The sequence below is a fragment of the Thalassospira sp. genome (assembly GCF_040218635.1).
GTDB lineage: Bacteria > Pseudomonadota > Alphaproteobacteria > Rhodospirillales > Thalassospiraceae > Thalassospira.
Window position 1 is genome coordinate 1 of the sequence record NZ_JAVJRB010000014.1, and the last position, 17,136, is coordinate 17,136.

18 protein-coding genes are annotated in these 17,136 nt (G+C 52.5%); 4 read left to right on the forward strand and 14 right to left on the reverse strand.

Annotation, left to right across the window (positions count from 1 at the left end; translation table 11 throughout):
• Window positions 1-162: 162 nt before the first annotated feature.
• From alaS to RIC05_RS20445, 6 genes are all read right to left on the reverse strand, one after another.
• Window positions 163-2,817, reverse strand: coding sequence for an alanine--tRNA ligase (gene alaS / locus RIC05_RS20420; protein WP_350047729.1), 2,655 nt, complete (start codon window positions 2,815-2,817; stop codon window positions 163-165).
• A 169-nt stretch (window positions 2,818-2,986) separates the two neighbouring features.
• Window positions 2,987-3,496 (reverse strand): GNAT family N-acetyltransferase, encoded by a 510-nt coding sequence (locus tag RIC05_RS20425; RefSeq protein WP_350047810.1) that lies wholly within the window; start codon window positions 3,494-3,496, stop codon window positions 2,987-2,989.
• Entirely contained in the window at window positions 3,493-3,636 is a 144-nt protein-coding gene (locus RIC05_RS20430; protein WP_350047731.1) for an entericidin, read from the reverse strand. The genes RIC05_RS20425 and RIC05_RS20430 overlap by 4 nt, the downstream gene beginning before the upstream one ends.
• A gap of 199 nt (window positions 3,637-3,835) precedes the next feature.
• On the reverse strand, window positions 3,836-4,012 hold the full coding sequence (locus RIC05_RS20435; protein WP_350043302.1) for a DUF1328 domain-containing protein: 177 nt from the start codon (window positions 4,010-4,012) through the stop codon (window positions 3,836-3,838).
• A 92-nt stretch (window positions 4,013-4,104) separates the two neighbouring features.
• A complete protein-coding gene (locus RIC05_RS20440; protein ID WP_350043303.1) occupies window positions 4,105-4,245 on the reverse strand; it encodes an entericidin A/B family lipoprotein in 141 nt (46 codons plus the stop codon).
• Between the two features lie 231 nt (window positions 4,246-4,476).
• Window positions 4,477-5,517, reverse strand: a complete 1,041-nt coding sequence (locus RIC05_RS20445) for an alpha/beta hydrolase family protein (protein WP_350047733.1) — start codon at window positions 5,515-5,517, stop codon at window positions 4,477-4,479.
• Window positions 5,518-5,647: 130 nt separating this feature from the next.
• Here RIC05_RS20445 and RIC05_RS20450 point away from each other — a divergent pair, with 130 nt between their 5' ends.
• Complete coding sequence (locus RIC05_RS20450; RefSeq protein ID WP_350047735.1) at window positions 5,648-6,694, forward strand: helix-turn-helix domain-containing protein; 1,047 nt, start codon at window positions 5,648-5,650, stop codon at window positions 6,692-6,694.
• Between the two features lie 83 nt (window positions 6,695-6,777).
• Here the strand turns inward: RIC05_RS20450 and recA are convergent, their stop codons facing one another.
• Both recA and nikR read right to left on the reverse strand, forming a co-directional pair.
• The gene (gene recA / locus RIC05_RS20455; protein ID WP_350043306.1) at window positions 6,778-7,851 is read right to left on the reverse strand and encodes a recombinase RecA; all 1,074 of its coding nucleotides are present in this window, start codon (window positions 7,849-7,851) and stop codon (window positions 6,778-6,780) included.
• A gap of 296 nt (window positions 7,852-8,147) precedes the next feature.
• The gene (nikR, locus tag RIC05_RS20460; protein WP_350043307.1) at window positions 8,148-8,627 is read right to left on the reverse strand and encodes a nickel-responsive transcriptional regulator NikR; all 480 of its coding nucleotides are present in this window, start codon (window positions 8,625-8,627) and stop codon (window positions 8,148-8,150) included.
• A 98-nt stretch (window positions 8,628-8,725) separates the two neighbouring features.
• Between nikR and RIC05_RS20465 the strand changes: the two genes are divergently transcribed.
• Entirely contained in the window at window positions 8,726-9,520 is a 795-nt protein-coding gene (locus RIC05_RS20465) for a DUF4198 domain-containing protein (protein WP_350047737.1), read from the forward strand.
• On the forward strand, window positions 9,520-10,038 hold the full coding sequence (locus tag RIC05_RS20470; RefSeq protein ID WP_350047739.1) for a carboxypeptidase-like regulatory domain-containing protein: 519 nt from the start codon (window positions 9,520-9,522) through the stop codon (window positions 10,036-10,038). The genes RIC05_RS20465 and RIC05_RS20470 overlap by 1 nt, the downstream gene beginning before the upstream one ends.
• Here RIC05_RS20470 and RIC05_RS20475 read toward each other — a convergent pair.
• The 6 genes from RIC05_RS20475 to RIC05_RS20500 all read right to left on the reverse strand — a co-directional run bounded on the left by RIC05_RS20475 (window position 10,021) and on the right by RIC05_RS20500 (window position 15,358).
• A complete protein-coding gene (locus RIC05_RS20475; RefSeq protein ID WP_350047741.1) occupies window positions 10,021-10,920 on the reverse strand; it encodes a DMT family transporter in 900 nt (299 codons plus the stop codon). The two genes, RIC05_RS20470 and RIC05_RS20475, sit on opposite strands and share 18 nt — an antisense overlap.
• Before the next feature lie 146 nt (window positions 10,921-11,066).
• Complete coding sequence (locus tag RIC05_RS20480) at window positions 11,067-11,780, reverse strand: transporter substrate-binding domain-containing protein (RefSeq protein WP_350047743.1); 714 nt, start codon at window positions 11,778-11,780, stop codon at window positions 11,067-11,069.
• 66 nt (window positions 11,781-11,846) lie between these two features.
• A complete protein-coding gene (locus RIC05_RS20485) occupies window positions 11,847-12,524 on the reverse strand; it encodes a transporter substrate-binding domain-containing protein (RefSeq protein WP_350047745.1) in 678 nt (225 codons plus the stop codon).
• Window positions 12,525-12,610: 86 nt separating this feature from the next.
• Window positions 12,611-13,327 (reverse strand): substrate-binding periplasmic protein, encoded by a 717-nt coding sequence (locus tag RIC05_RS20490; RefSeq protein ID WP_350047747.1) that lies wholly within the window; start codon window positions 13,325-13,327, stop codon window positions 12,611-12,613.
• Window positions 13,328-13,758: 431 nt separating this feature from the next.
• The gene (locus RIC05_RS20495) at window positions 13,759-14,400 is read right to left on the reverse strand and encodes a substrate-binding periplasmic protein (protein WP_350047749.1); all 642 of its coding nucleotides are present in this window, start codon (window positions 14,398-14,400) and stop codon (window positions 13,759-13,761) included.
• A 256-nt stretch (window positions 14,401-14,656) separates the two neighbouring features.
• On the reverse strand, window positions 14,657-15,358 hold the full coding sequence (locus RIC05_RS20500) for a transporter substrate-binding domain-containing protein (protein WP_350047751.1): 702 nt from the start codon (window positions 15,356-15,358) through the stop codon (window positions 14,657-14,659).
• Window positions 15,359-15,597: 239 nt separating this feature from the next.
• Between RIC05_RS20500 and RIC05_RS20505 the strand changes: the two genes are divergently transcribed.
• Window positions 15,598-16,635: a sodium:calcium antiporter gene (locus RIC05_RS20505; RefSeq protein WP_350047753.1), complete on the forward strand. Its 1,038-nt coding sequence runs from the start codon at window positions 15,598-15,600 to the stop codon at window positions 16,633-16,635.
• Window positions 16,636-17,136 lie beyond the last annotated feature (501 nt).

Consider the following 17,136-nt stretch of genomic DNA (forward strand, 5'->3'; position numbering starts at 1 on the left):
ACTGGTCAAGGAAGCTGTGCAGAATTATAATACAATGAGACCGCACCTCGCTCTGGCTATGCAAACGCCAGATCAAGTGCATCAAAAAGCCAGCAGATATATTCCGCTGGCTCCATGAAAAATCGTCAACTTATTTTAGGACGGCACAATACTATTGAATGCTTAGCCCGCGACATGTGCCTCAATCGCGGTCAATGCGGCATCGGCCTGGGATGGATCAGAACCGCCACCCTGTGCCATGTCCGGGCGGCCACCGCCGCCTTTGCCACCAAGCTTCTCAACACCGATGCGCACCAGATCAACTGCGCTGAACTTGTCTTTCAGATCATCGGTCAGGCCAACCACGATGGATGCCTTGCCATTGTCATCCGAAACCAGCGCGACAATGCCCGATCCCATCTGATCGCGCAGTTCATCGACCATCCCTTTAAGTTCTTTGGCCGGAATGCCTTCAAGTGCACGCAGGGCCAGTTTCACACCGTTGATTTCCTTGAACGCATCATCGCCCGATGCCCCGCCCGAACCGGCCGTTGCCAGCTTCTTGCGCAGGTCAGAGACTTCACGTTCCAGACGACGGCGTTCTTCCTGAAGCGCTTTAACACGCGCCGGAACGTCTTCCGGGGCGGCTTTAAGCTCGGACGCCACTGTGCTTAGAACATTTTCACGCGCTGCCATGTAATTCGCAGCATCGTCCCCGGTCAGGGCTTCGATCCGGCGAACACCGCTTGAAACGGCACCTTCGGAGACGATTTTGAACATGCCGATATCACCGGTGCGCTTCACATGCGTACCGCCACACAGTTCAAGCGAATAGGCATGTTCGTTTGCCTCTGGCAGGCCCATGGAAACAACGCGGACTTCATCGCCGTATTTTTCACCAAACAGCGCCATCGCACCCAGTTCAATCGCCTCGTCGGGGGTCATCAAACGGGTGGAAACTTCGCTGTTTTCGCGGATCAGGCGATTTACATCGGCCTCGATGATTGCGGCTTCTGCTGCGGTAACCGGCTTTGGGTGTGACACGTCAAAACGCAGACGATCCTTTGCCACCAAGGACCCCTTCTGGGTGACATGGCCGCCAAGATGCTTGCGCATGACCGCATGCAAAAGGTGGGTTGCCGAATGGTTGGCGCGCAGGGATGAACGACGCGCATGATCCACACGGAATTCTGCAGCATCGCCAACTTTGACATCACCTTCGACAACTTTGCCCAGATGGACATGCAAGGTGCCAAGTTTCTTTTGCGTCGCCGTGATTTCAATCACCGCACCGCCTTCGGTTTTGATGATGCCTGAATCGCCCTGCTGACCACCGGATTCACCAAAGAAGGTCGTCTGGTTGGCAACCACGGCAACGTCATCCCCCTTGGAGGCTGATTTGACTTCGGCACCGTCCTTGATAAGTGCGGTAACAACGCCTTCGGCGGTTTCGGTTTCATAGCCAAGGAATTCGGTCGCACCGTCGCGGTCCTGAACATCGAACCAGACTTCTTCGGTGGCGGCATCACCAGAACCCGACCATGCAGCACGTGCCTTGGCCTTTTGTTCTTCCATGGCGGTGCTGAACCCGTCTTCATCAATGCCGATCTTGCGTGCTTTAAGCGCATCCGCCGTCAGATCAAGCGGGAAGCCATAGGTGTCATAAAGCTTGAAAGCAACATCACCTGAAAGGATCGCCCCTTCATCCATGCCATAGGTCGCGTCATCAAGCATCTTAAGCCCGCGATCAAGCATGGTTTTAAAGCCATGTTCTTCAAGTTTAAGCGTTTCTTCGATCAGGGCCTGTGCGCGAACCAGTTCCGGGAATGCCCCGCCCATTTTGCGAACAAGTGCCGGGACCAGTTCATACATTACCGGGTCTTGCGTTCCGATCATGTGCAGATGGCGCATGGCACGGCGCATGATCCGGCGCAGAACGTTACCGCGACCGGCGTTCGATGGCAGAACCCCATCGGCAATCAGGAAGCTGGTTGAGCGCAAATGGTCGGCAACCACACGGTGCGACACATTATGCGGACCGTCCGGATCGGTATTGGTTGCGTCTGCCGATGCTTCGATCAATGCACGCATCAGATCGATATCATAGTTATCGTGCTTGCCCTGCAACACAGCGGCAACACGTTCAAGGCCCATGCCGGTATCAATCGATGGTTTTGGCAGATCAATGCGATCCCCGTTTGCCATCTGTTCATACTGCATGAAGACAAGGTTCCAGATTTCAATGAACCGGTCGCCGTCTTCTTCCGCACTGCCTGGAGGACCACCCCAGATGTGATCGCCATGATCAAAGAAGATTTCCGAACATGGACCGCACGGGCCGGTATCGCCCATCGACCAGAAATTGTCAGAGGTCGGAATGCGAATGATGCGGTCATCAGACAGACCGGCGATCTTTTTCCAAAGCGCGTGGGCTTCGTCATCAGTGTGATAGACGGTCACCAGCAGCTTGTCGGCCGGCAGGCCATATTCCTTGGTGATCAGGTTCCACGCGAATTCAATCGCGTTTTCCTTGAAATAATCGCCAAACGAAAAGTTGCCGAGCATTTCGAAAAACGTGTGGTGGCGTGCGGTGCGACCGACATTTTCAAGATCGTTATGTTTACCACCAGCACGCACGCATTTCTGCGAGGTGACTGCGCGGGAATAATCGCGCTGTTCCTGACCGGTGAAAACGTTCTTGAACTGAACCATCCCGGCATTGGTAAACATCAGGGTGGGGTCATTGCGCGGCACCAGCGGGCTGGAGGAAACGACTTCATGGCCGTTCTTGCGGAAGAACTCCAGAAATGTGGTGCGGATATCATTAACGGTCTGCATATCTCTCCAACCCGGAAAACGCGGAACAAATGCACCCGCCATTCTGGCGGATGGACTGCACTATTTAACGGCTCGACCTCACGCTGTCCAGTCGGGCGAGAGATGTCAGAGGTAATTGTCGTATGTTTTACGCATTAAGCGCGCCAAAAGGTCACCATCATCAAAGCCATTAGCCGCGATGCAAGGATAAGCCAAACCGGTCCCGGTTCATTGCAGGTACAAAATCGATATGAGCAAATCCGTGTCGCAACAGTAACTTACGCGACGGGGTGTTTTCCGGGTGGGCAAAAGCCGTTAGTGCCTCAAGCCCGGTAAAGTCGTTGGCAAAATCAATTGCGGCCCTGGCCAGTTCGGATGCATATCCCTGCCCCCATCCTTTGGGGTGGAAGTAATATCCAAGTTCAGGTCCCCAGCCCGGGTCGAACGGATCGATATAGAGTCCGCCCCAGCCGATAATATCTTGCTGTTCGGCCCGCCGGACAACCCACGGGGCAAATCCGTCATGCCGACGGCGCCATTCATGAACGAAAACGCGTTTACGACAGGCCGCGAAGCTTTCATCATGACGGGTATGGTGCATGGCATCCCGATCGCCAAGGAATGCATACAGATCAGGAATGTCAGAAAGGGTCGGCGGAGACAGGGTCAGCCTTGATGTTGCAACAGCGGAGATGGTTATTTATCCACACCTTCCTGGATCTGTTCGCCAAGCTTTTCCACATCGCGGCCAAAACCGGCTGCTGTTTCACAGGCAGCAAGCGAGAAACCAAACCCGGCAATCAGGGCCACGGCCAAAATGCGTTTAACAAGGATCGACATTTGTCTTTCTACTCCGTCTCGGTGACCTGCGCCCATGCGCGTCATGTTCTTTGTTATCGCTTTATATTGTCGGGCAAAGTCGCGGCGCGCAACTGTTATCAGCGCACATCAAAACCGGCATGCAATGGCATGCCGGTTCTGGATGCTCGTATATATGTTTTTGTTTGTCTGGTTATCTGTTTTGGATCACAGCGCGCCGTCACAGGGGCGGCCTGCGTCCACGCAGCGCATTGACCAGAAGCGAGATCACAAACAGCGCGATAAAGACAAAGAACAGAATCTGCGCAATGCCAACAAAGGTCCCGGCCAAACCGCCAAAGCCCAACACGGCTGCGATCAGCGCCAAGACAAGACAAAAGATTGCCCAACCTAACATGATATTCTCCTTGTTTCTGTCCGCCACTGCCCGCTGGCCAGAAGGGGGAAATCAGCCAGCACGCATGTGAACGGTTATGCAGAACATTTTGGTTAGTCGGCTTCTTCCTGAATGGCTTCACCGGCATCTTCCATGTCCCGACCAAAGCCTTCTGCGGTTTCACACGCGGCAAGACCAAAACCCATGCCAGTGATCATCGCAACAGCAAGGAACTTCTTCAAAAAGTCAGTCATTATCGTTTCTCCTGTTTGTTCAGGTGCAAATTTCTTAACACCTATCAAAACGGAAGAAACCGGCATTTGTTCCCCGATCACCAGCCAAACACTTGATTTGACGCAATTAAGGCAGGTGCAAGCCTTGGCTTTCCAAGCACCTTGGCCAATCGTGATCATTTTGGGGCAGGTCGGGAACATGGCGGCATTTGCCCCGTCCCCGACCAGAAATATCGTTTTGGGACATCGCGTTTAACGTAGGCCAAGAAATCCGGCGAGTTCATCAACAACCTGACGATGGATCATACCACGATCCGTTCCCTCGGGATCTGAGCAAATCGGATCATCTTCTATTTCTTCAAGCAACTCAACCGCACCTGGCACGCATTCGGCCAAAAATGTCAGATGGTCTGCCGGGGAAAACACAGCCATCTTGGCATTTTCCATCCGGGCCAAAAGATTGCTTCCTGTTTCGCTCAGATCACTTGCCAACCAGCCATGCTCGACGCCTAAGCGGACAAACAGAACGGGATTGGAAACCGCCTTGATGCTGTCTTCGTTAACCGCATAGGTCATGCCCGGTTCAATCGCGACGGTCTTTGTGATGCGCGGATCATAGGCATCGGTGGCAAAATCGTCGGGCAGATGGGCAAAATCAACACCACCCTTGCGATAAAACGCGCAATCTTGCGCCTTGTTTTGGAATGTATCGCAATAATCACGATACGCATCGCGGTCAAACCGCATCCCGGCAAGATTAAGCACCGTGGTCCCGCCAAGTGAAAACCCGACGGCCGAAATCTGATCTGTATCGATATAGGGGGCGAATTCAGGATTGTCCAAAACCTGATCAAGGGCAGCTTTGATATCGTTTGAGCGTTGCCCAAGATACATCGTGCGGCGCGGGGATGAATCACCCGATGTCGTTCCCGGATGATTGACAGCCAACACCATCGCACCGCGCAAGGCCAGTTGCGATGACAGCCAGCCGATCCCGTCCATATTCCCGCCCGACCCGTGCGATAACAGAACAAGTGGATGCTTTCCCACCTCGATTGCCGCCCCGATATAGGCATCTGTGCTTTGCCAGATCGAACTCCTGCCGACCGGCGCACGATATATATGGGTTCCCGCCGGATACCAGATAGATGCCGCAACCGGCATGGATCGATGTGCCGCGCGCACATCGAAACGATCATAGCCGGCATAGTCATCAGCAGCCTGTGCCGTACCGAATGCCAAAGCCGTCACAAGCCCGGCAGCAATGGTCATCGCAGAAGTTACATGTTTCATGATTTCTATCCGTGTTTTAATGTTGAACGGATTGAAATTGCTCCTGCTTTGGGGTTGTGGCGTCCTCGAACCGGTTTAAGGACGTGCAAAACCGGTTTTGGGACATGGTGATGTTGGATTGAGTAGCCCCATGATCGTTTTACCCGTTCCGATGATTGTGGCCATGCTGCTTGGATTTTTGTTCCTGCGCGCAACCCTGTTTTCCAACACGCCACGGCTGCTTGCGGCCTTGCTACTGGCATGTGCCTGTCAAAGTATTACCGTATCCGTGGTGCAATATTACGGGGTCACTGAACTCCGCCTGTTGCAGCCAATGACCGCGTCGTTCATTCCGGCATTGGCGTGGGTCGCCTTTCTTGATGGCGGCATCCGTTCGCGGCGTCATGCGACCGACCTTCTTCATTTTCTTGTGCCCGTCGCGATTGCCTGTGCCGTCATAGCAGTCCCGGTCGTGATTGATGTGTTGCTGGTTGCCGTATTTGTCGGTTATGGCAGCGCAATCCTTGTGATGCTTCACCGACATAGCAACGATCTTGCCCATGCGCGGCTGGCATCGGGGCATGTTCCGGCCCTGATCTGGCGGGCAATTGCCATCGCATTAATTGCATCGGCCGTCAGCGATGTGTGTATCTCGCTGGCACTTTCCTTTGGCTATGACAGTGCGCCGGGTTTGATTCTCAGCATCTTTTCATCCATCGCGCTGCTTACCATCGGCTTTCTGTCTTTGTCGCCCGACATTGCCTCGGACCCGCGAGATGAAATTGAAGATGGCCCCGCATCAGATATCGATGTGATGCATCCAGTGTCGCCAACGTCCAAAGCCACTGATGATGTTCCGGTTGCCGATATCATGGCGCAGCTGGACACATTGATCGCAGACAAGAAGCTGTATCTTGATCCCGATTTGACACTCGCCCGGCTGGCACGGCGCTTGGGCTATCCGCTTAAACAGGTTTCAACCGCGATCAACGCTGCGACGGGTGAAAATGTGTCGCGCTACATCAACAAATACCGGATTGAACATGCCTGCCGCGAACTGGAAAACGGGCAGAATGTCACGACGGCAATGCTGGCAAGCGGCTTTAACACCAAATCAAACTTCAACCGCGAATTCTTGCGCATTACGGGCAAAACGCCCAGCCAATGGCCGCAGCAACCCTCCGCTGGAAGTTTGTAGTCAGTAGCCATGGCGACAGTCTGGGCACAAAAAAAACGGGCGCACAAGGCGCCCGCTTTCACATTTCATAATCGCAAAGTAGATCAATCGTCGTTGGACGGATTGTCTTCGCTCATATTGGTCATTTCTTCGGCGATCAAACCGGCACTTTCACGAATGCTGGCTTCGATTTCGTTGGTCATTTCCGGGTTTTCGCGCAAGAAGGTTTTGGCGTTCTCGCGGCCCTGACCAATACGGGTGGAGTTGTACGAGAACCAAGAACCTGATTTCTCTACAATGCCGGCCTTGACACCAAGATCAAGGATTTCACCCATCTTGGAAATGCCTTCGCCATACATGATGTCGAACTCGACCTGTTTGAACGGCGGTGCCATTTTGTTTTTAACAACTTTGACACGGGTCTGGTTGCCAACGACTTCGTCGCGATCCTTGATCTGACCGATACGGCGGATGTCAAGACGAACCGAGGCATAGAATTTAAGCGCGTTACCACCAGATGTGGTTTCCGGGCTGCCAAACATCACACCGATCTTCATACGGATCTGGTTGATGAAGATCACCATACAGTTCGACCGCGAAACCGAACTGGTCAGTTTACGCAGTGCCTGGCTCATCAGACGGGCCTGCAGGCCAACATGGGTATCGCCCATTTCGCCTTCAAGCTCTGCACGCGGCACAAGGGCGGCAACCGAATCGACGACCAGAACATCAATCGCACCGGAGCGCACCAGCGTGTCGGCGATTTCAAGCGCCTGTTCGCCTGCATCAGGCTGCGAAATCAGCAGTTCGTCGGTGTTCACACCCAGTTTGCGGGCATATCCGGGATCAAGAGCGTGCTCTGCATCGACAAAGGCACATGTGCCACCCAGTTTCTGGGATTCGGCGATGGTATGCAGGGCCAGTGTGGTTTTACCCGAACTTTCCGGACCGTAAATTTCAACAATACGGCCACGCGGCAAGCCGCCAATACCCAACCCAATATCAAGGCCGAGCGAACCGGTCGAAATAGCCGAGATATCGATACCGCTATCCCGCTGGCCCAGCTTCATGATCGAACCTTTGCCAAATGCCCGTTCGATCTGCCCAAGGGCGGCTTCAAGTGCCTTCTGCTTATCCATAGTATCCTTATCCACCAAATGCAGCGCGGTCTGAATCATTGCTCGAACTCTCTTATTCCACAGGGCCGGGTAGGATGCAACGCAGGCGGTTCCCCGGACCTAATTGCGGAACGCCACCGCTAAAAGAACCTGCTGCCCTAACAGATTGAAAACCCTGTACATGCCAGCAGAACGTTTGAGAACATAATGCGAACATTGTCATAAAATTTTAGATGTTGCAAGTTTGTTCTCATTTCTGAGGTGAGATATTCCAGCCGCAAACAACAAATCCGGCCAAGTTACTGGCCGGGCACAACATTATAAAAGCTAAAACCCGCGCAACGATCAGGTAACGATCAGCTGGTGATTTTCAGATGTTCGTGTTTGTGCGCATGTCCTTCATCGCCGTCACCGTGATGATGGGTTTCAACATGCAATTCGCCAGGTACGGAATAAAGCTGCCCATGGCGCACACCCGGTTGGGCGAGGACTTTGTCAGCAAAGGCACGAATTTCCGAGAGTTTGCCGCGCAACGTCACGCTTTCAAGGCAGGTGTCATGATCAATATGAAAATGCACCGTCGATACGGTCAGATTGTGATGTTCGTGCTGGGTACTCATCAGGCGTGAAGCCAGCATACGTTCTTCGTGGTCATAGACATAATTCAGGACTGCAATCCCGACCCCGTCGGCATTCTCTTCGCGCTTGGTGTTTTGCAGTTTTTCGCGAATAAGATCGCGAAATCCTTCGGATCGGTTGGTGTAACCACGGCTGTCAAGGAAGGCATCAAAGGCCTCCATCAGATCGTCTTCAATCGATACAGTCACGCGGGTCATCGCAAATCCCTTTCAGAATCATTATCTTGACTTGTATGAACAATTTTGAAAATTTCATACGCGTTATTTTACAGACCTAATTTCCCAAAGGATAGCAGATGTTTCAATCAAAGTTCGCACGCGCCCTGATAATTGGTGTGACCGGATGCCTTCTGGGCAGTGTGGCGATGGCCCATGAATTTATTGCCAGTACGGATCACACAGATGTCCCCCCCGGCAGCACCGCGATCCTGACGATGGATTCGACCCATCAGTTCGGTATTCCCGAAGAAGCCGAAGCCCCCAAACATGTGCGCGCGCAACTGATTACGGCATCACAGAAATCCGATCTGGAAGTTACAACAAACCCGGATGCCCCAAATCTTGTGGCGCCCTTTACCTATCCGGATCAATCGGCATGGCTGCGCACCCATCGTTTGCCTGTCGTCTGGTCACAAACACCTGATGGCTGGCTGGAAGGCGACCTTGATCAACATGAAGATGCGATCACCTCTTCACGCTATGAAAAATTTTCCAAACATCTGATCGGCTCATCGCAAAGCGATGCTGTTATTACTGCACCACTGAATGACAAACTTGAAATCGTTCCGCTTGCCGATCCGCGCAAAACCGCAATCGGCAACGATGCCGAATTTCAAATTCTGCTGGATGGGCAGCCTTTGACGACAACTGTTCTTGCGACCTATGCCGGGTTTACCGATACCCCGTCTTCCTGGGCCTATTATAGCGAAACACTTTCTGACACGCGCGGCGGTGCAATCGCCAAAGTCCGCATTTCATCGCCGGGTCTTTGGGTTGTCCGGGTCGCAACAGACGTAGCCGATCAGCAAGAAGGGGTTCAGGTTCATAATCTGCGGGCCACCCTGACCTTCTTTGTGGATGGTCAGGAGTGATGTTGCCTCACCCCGTTCACTGGCTTCCTGCCCTTCTGGTTCTGCTTTTCGCGGGACCAGAAGGCGCACTTGCCCACGGAGCCGGTTGGCAGATCATGGAAAATGATGACACGGTTAGCTATCGCTTTGGCTATACCGACGGTAGCCCGATGGCCTTTGCCGAAGTCGTTGTTACCGGTCCCGATGGGAAAATCTGGCAAAAAGCCCGCACAGATCGCACCGGTCATTTTGCCTTTGCCGCCGCGCCGACAACATTGGGAGATAACCCCACCAATACCTGGCGGATAAAGGTTGCCGACGGCATGGGCCATGTCGTGCAACTTGGTTATCAGCCCGATATGGCACAAGAACCCGACCAATCCGCATCACAAGGTGCGATGAAAGGTACAGCAGCCCTGTTTGATTTGCCCCTTTGGGCGGATATTCTGTTCGGATTTAGCCTTTTGGCAAATCTGTTTGGCGGGTTATTGATCTGGCGACATCACGCGGACACAAAACGATCAATGCATGAACAGTAATGCCACCCCGGCAAAGGCAAGGCAGGTGCCCAGCACCGCCTGCCAGCCAACCGATCGGCGCAAAATCAGCCCTTCATACACAATCAGCAAGACCGGCGGCAAAGCCATCAGGGTCGATGCGATCCCGACATTGGCATTCTGAACCGCCAACATCGAAAGCCACACCCCGACCGCCGGCCCGATCAACGCACCAAGGAACAACCATTTGCCAACGTCAGGCACAACACAGGCGGTCACCGTTCGGCGCACACGGCCAAGCAATAACGCGACACCCCACATGGCAATCACCGCGACCAATGTTCGGATCCACGTTGCCGACAGTGCGGAATAGCCATCAATCAAGGCGTATTTGGCGGTAATCAGATTGGCGACCTGTCCCACTGCCCCGCCAAACCCAAACAGGATTCCCAGCACATAATTACGCCCGGCAAGCCCGGCGGGACGGCCCCTTTTACCAAGAATAACCACCAGCACCCCGCCAATGCCAAAGGCAATCCCGGTGATTTCAATCGGGCGCAGGGTTTCATCAAACAACACCCACGCCAAAACCGCCCCCATGATCGGAACCGTTGACATCAACAACATCGAAAGTCGGGCCCCGATCATGACAAAGGCCTGAAACAGCATGGCATCGCCAATCACCAACCCAAGCACGGATGACAAAGACAACCAGCCCAGTTGTTCCCACGTTACACTGCTTGGCCATGGCTGGCCTTCAAGAACCCAATGCAGGATCGTCAGGCAAAAGATTGAACAGGCCAAACGCCCGCGATTGACCGTTTGCGCACCAGCTTTCCCGCCAATGTTGGAAAAGATCATGCTTGAAGTCGCCCAACAGAGCGCAGCAGTAAAGGCAGCAGCCTCACCAAACAGGGGGATCATGGGGCACGTTTCCAAGTCTTGTTATCGGAGCCGGTCGTATCGCCGGATGTAGCATTGGCTGTGGTGGCAGCAAGCGATCAGAGCATAAGCGCAATTTTGCTGACGTTTGCAATCTGAATTGTTGCAATGAAGCGTCGAGGGGATTGTTAATCGGCGGGATCTAGCAGGCTTTTGCCAGTGCTTTGAAATTTGGCGAGGGCATCCGAAATGATGGGGGCGATATCGCTGTGACGCGGTTGCATCCAGATATAGACATTTCGATAGCCGATAATTACCCGGCTGGGGGACGCCAGAACCCCGCCCAGCCGCTTGAAGGTAATGTTATCAATCAGCATCGCATCAATACGCCCAAGCGACAGCATTTCGACCATCACAGAATAGTTGGGCAAATACACCCGATTGCCGTGATCTCTTGCCATTTCGCGCTGCCATTCGATGCCGCGCAACATGCCCAACAAACGTCCATCAAGTTCAGGAACCGATTTCAATGTTGGATCGAAGCTGACCAGAAGCGCTTGTCCTTCGATGGACGGGGTCGCAAGACGGATCATCCCGCGCTGTTCGTAATCGCTGTAATCCATGACCCGGGTCAGTTCGCCGTCAAGTTCACCTGCCCGAAACATCCGTTCGGATTGCTCCGGTGGCAGATCAAGAACCTTGGCACAAAGCCCGGTCGATGCGACGACGGCTTCAAAATTCTGAGCGACTTGCTTACCCACCGTGTTTTCCGGGGTGGCAAAAGTCAGACATTCGTTCGCGACGGCATCATGTACCATCGACACAGACAACAGCGCACTTATGGCACTAACAACGACACCGACTGTGACACGGGCAATCGCACTCAAATTCAACGTCTCCATCAGCCCGCAACTCCGGGTGCTTTTGTACACTCCAGATAGAAAATACAAGACAGATGTCGCAAAAAATCAGAACCCGACAAAGGAATTTCCGTCGGCATAGAATTCTTCGAGGACACGGCTGATGTCCGGAACCAGATCGCGATGTTTTCCCGCCAGCCAGATATAGGCATGGCGTTCCATCACAACCGTTTTATGGGCATCAACCAGTTTATTCTCATATTGGCGAAGGTTGATATTATCGATCAGAAAGGCATCCAGTCGCCCCGTGTTGAACATGTCAACCATGACACCGGCAGTGGGCAGCAAGACGCGGTTTACATGGCCCTTGGACGCCATTGTTGACCATTCAATCCCGCGCAGCACGCCCAGCAATCCACGTCCGACATTTTCAACAGATGTGATGTCGGGATCGCTGCTGACAAGAATGCCCTTGCCGTCAATCAGCGGAACCGGGACCATGACAACATCGGCATTTTTGTAAGGGGGGAAATCGGCAATACGCAGAAGTTCGCCATCGATTTCACCGGCAATCAACATTTGCGATGAACGCACCGTCGGAAGGTAACTGACGATGAAGCAGGGGGTCTTGAAAGCGAACAACCTTTCAAGCGTCTCGCCAACCTTCAGGCCAAGATAGTCACCGGTTGTCGACATATCAAGGCAGTTCCGCGCCTGTGCTTGCTGCGTGTTTACGCCCCCCACAAACAAGGCAAACAACAACCACATCGTGAAAGGCAAACGCATTAAGGGAACTCCGTCCGGGACATCTGATTCAGGTGGCCCCGGACCCGCGCGAGTTCAATCAAATAATTGGATTTACGCGAAAAATTTCACAAATTCGTTTCCGGCTGAACGTCAAGTGCCGCACGAAACAGATCGGTCCCACGATTGAAACGGGGCAGGAGCGCCTCGTATTCCTTGCGCAACCAGCTATAGTTGGTCAGCGTTTCCACCTCTATCGCGTAGTAGCCATCCGGAATGCCCCCGGTCAGGCGCAGTGAATGATCATCTATCAATACGCCATCCAGACGCCCTTGGCGCATCATGCGCAACATCATCTCCGCGCCGCCCGGAACGGTTATGATATCGGCATAGTCTGAAAGCTCTTTAAGCCCCCATCCTGCCCCAAGCCAGACACCGATTTCCTGATTTCGAAGATCGCTCAGCTTGTGAATATTCTTGTCTCTGGTCACAAGAACCCCTTTGGAACGCCCAACAACCGTGCCAAGGACCAAGGGTATGCCGACAGATGAGCGGAAATCCAAGACGCCGGCAAAAACACCATCAATTTCGCCCCGACGCAACAAATCGGCCATGCGCTTGTTCGGAAGGCGGACCGTATCGACACATAACCCCGCCTTGGCCATTGCGGCACGATATTGTTCGGCGGATCGATCCTGATCAACCAATTCTGGCAAGGCAATTTTCAGGCAAACCTCGTCAGCACGAGCTGATGGTTGCAAGTTAAATGACACGAAAAATGCGACCACCAAACCGATGGCCAATGGGCAAGGTCGAACGATCCTGCCGAGCTTACGCAATGCCATAGTTTCCCCCACAACGGCCACAATCCCTGTTCTATTTTGAACATTGTAAGATGTGCCGTTTTCTCCTGATTGCCCGCCATCACAAATGTGTGGCCGGGTCATTATCGTTCGTTCCGTTGATCTTAACGCATGGCTTTGGTGCCAATATAGATCAACTTTAGAACCATAAAAAACCAAGGGGCAAGGGATTCCAAAGGCATGTGCTGCACGGAAAACCCTTAGTCACAGCGCAGCATTTTATACCATCTGGCAAGTCTATGTAATCTATGGAAGATCGGGTTTTGAAATGGCCATGCCGTTGCCCTGCAGCAAAATCAGAACGGGCAGTAATGCGGATCAATCTGGATCAGAACTCTTTTTCCAAGCATGCGCGAATCTTGTTGCAAAACAGCTCAGTTCCTTGGGCAAACGGCGGCAGAACATCCAAGGAACTACTTTTTACGCAATTCGCTTATCTGTTCGCGAAGCATCTTTGTGCCTTCATCAAATTGCGGCAGCAGGGCTTCGTGCTTTGCACTTAGCCAGCTATAGACAGCTAATTTGGCAATGGGACTTGCGACATACCCCTCAGGTGCGCCGCCCAGAACACCAAGTGAATGCCCATTGATCAGCATCGCATCAATGCGTCCTTTCAAAAGCATTTCCATCATCATTTCCGGCCCGCCAGGGATCAGGACAACATGAGGATAATTTTCCATCATGCCCTCGGACCAGAGGACGCCTTGCCAAACACCCACGGTTTCGTTTGTCAGCGCCGACAATGCGCTAACGCCACCTTCCTTGATGACCAACAAGCCATCAGGGTTACCAACCGGTACAGTCCCGCGAATCACAGGTACACCAACATTTTCGCCGAATTCATCTAGTCCTGCAAAAACACCGTCCACTTCGCCATGGCGCACCGCCATAAGCGCCCGCGCATTGGGCATGTTGACGGTTTCGACACACAGACCAGCTTTGCGCATAACCAGTCGGTAAAAATGATCAAGCCCATCCGATTGAACCGGCTCGGGAAAAGCGATCTTAAGACAAGGTTCATCCGCCTGTGCCGAGGGCAGAACCCTAAAGGACAAGAATAAGGCCAGCAATAATATTATTGTGAGAACACAGGATCGAACGAAAAGGTGTTTTGGGGTATGCGCCATATCTCTCCCGCGGTATCTGTCTTGTTTATTGTGAGGCCGCGTTCCCGGATTGGCAGTCCCGTTATGTTCGGGACCCTGTTTTCAGACCTTTTGGCCTGTTCGTTAAAAGATACTTTGGATTAGCCCCTTTGAATAGGTCCGTTTTCTAATTGAAATTCCCTACCCTAACTTTCGAGCGCAGCCCCTAGTAACCAAGTTTGTCCAGATAGACTGCAGTCCCCGCATCAAATTTCGGCAGAAAATCAGCAAATTCCGCACGCAGCCAACTGTATAGTTCAAACTGGTCGACGACGATTGCCTGATATCCTTCGGGTACGCCGCCCGATTGGTTCAGCGAATATTCATCCAGCAGCATGGCATCTATCCGCCCTTCCAGAAGCATTTCCTGCAACATATTCGCGCCGCGCGGAACTTTAAGCACATTGCCATACGCCCTGATCAGTTTTTCTGGCCAAGTTGCCCCCAATGGCACGCCAAGCACCTCGTTTTTCAGGTCATTCATTCCCTTTACTGGACCATCGCGGACCACAAGATACCCGTTCAAGGTGCCAAGCAAAACGTCACCATGTAAGACCGGAACCCCGACCAGATCAGGCAAGTCATCCCGCGCGACAAGAACACCGTCAATTTTACCTTCCCGAAGATCTAGAACTGCCCTGATCTGAGGCAAGGCTTGCGGCTGAACGCATAATCCGGCTCCCTCCATCGCCTGCTGATAAAGTTTGATCTTTTGATCATCAATGTGAATTTCAGGCAGAGCAATCCGAAGACAGGGGGCTGCGGCATCCGCACTCGGCAAAACCCCGGATGACAGGACAAAAGCTTGGGAAAATACGGCAATGAACAAACAGTACCGAACGACACTGTTTTTAAAGTTGGCTGGCATACACATCTCAACGGCTTTTATTCCAAGCCTTTACCATTTACAGCGTGATCCGGTCTCGACGGAATTCCCGTCATCGGGATTGGTTTCGGTAACCGTGTTTCTGGCCTGATGAGAGGCACGATAAACTGTGCAACACCATTTCACGACGCAGCTTTGTATAATACGATTTATTTGGCGGAACAAGGCCGCACGTCAGGTGTTAAATCAGGTAGGTCCTTTTCACTTACGGAACCCGCCTGATGCCCTTTGACCTTGCCCAACAATCGCTTGGCCTGATCATCGTGATCTTTGCCATTTGCACCCTGATTATCGGTTTTGCCGGAACCCGACTTGCCGGGATTGCCATCAAACTTGCCGAGCGAACCGGCATGGGCCAGATCATTTCCGGGGCCTTGTTTGTCGGCATATCGACAAGCCTTCCGGGCAGTGTATTATCCGTCTCCACCGCCTGGCAGGGTCATACTGATTTGGCCATCGGGAATGCGCTTGGCGGGATTGCCGCGCAGACAACTTTTCTGGCGATTGCCGATCTGGTCTATCGCAAGGGCAATCTGGAACATGCCGCGGCAAGTGCAACCGGCCTTGCCCAGACGACGCTGCTTGTCAGCATGCTTTCTGTGCCCATCCTTGCCTATGCCGGGCCGGAATGGATGATCTTTCACATTCATCCGGCATCAATCTTGTTGTTCGTTATCTATGGGTTCGGTCTGAGCTTGCTGTCAGAAATCCGTGATGAACCGATGTGGCATCCCAAGAAAACCGATCTGACAGAAGAAGACGCCAAGCAGCACAAACCCGATACGCATCCACAAAGTAGTGTAAGGCTATGGGGAGAATTCCTTGCCTTTGCGCTGCTCACCGCGATTGCCGGTCATGTGATCGGTCAGGCGGGTCTGGCAATTGTTGATAAAACCGGCGCCAGCCAAACAGCAGTCGGTACTTTCCTGACCGCAATCTCGACATCCTTCCCGGAATTTGTTTCTGCCATTGCCGCGGTGCGCTTGGGGGCGGTCAATCTGGCGGTCGGGAATATTGTTGGCGGCAATGCGTTTGACGTGCTGTTTCTGGCCGCATCGGACTTTGCCTATCGCGATGGATCAATCTATGCCGCGTTTAACGACCAGCACCTTTTCACCATCGCACTGGTGGTCCTGATGAGCGGGGTATTGTTACTGGGCATGCTCAACCGTGAACGGCGCGGCATTGGCAATATTGGCTGGGAAAGTGTTGCGATGCTTACGCTCTATGTCGGATCGATATTCTATCTGGCGGGGTAAACATCTGTTCACCCCCAACCGCTGCCCCTGACCGTTTGAGAACTTCCTTAACCTTGGTCGCAACGTCTTTTTCCAAGAGTGGCAAAGAGGGATCGTCCTTCACTACGCTGACCATGACGGGATCCTCTGGCATCATCGAACAAATATTACTTTTATATCCAGCGATATATGACGCCAAACTCTCCATTATCATTGAATAAATTGAAATAAAAAATAATATATATCACATCTATACTGTTATTTATTTCAACATTAATGAGAAATACATAAATAAATATACTTAATATTACATTGTAAATTCTCACAAACAGGTGCATGATTGATTTCATGATCTACTATATTTTGTGATGAGTTCAACAATTCTAACAAATCACGGGCAATAACTGCACGGCCCGTGCATTTTTCCCGTTCAGTTCAATCCAACAACCCGACGGTTAATAAGCTTTTGCGGTGCATAGATACATCGCGACCCGCTTACCGACGGGCACTCCGCAAATTCAA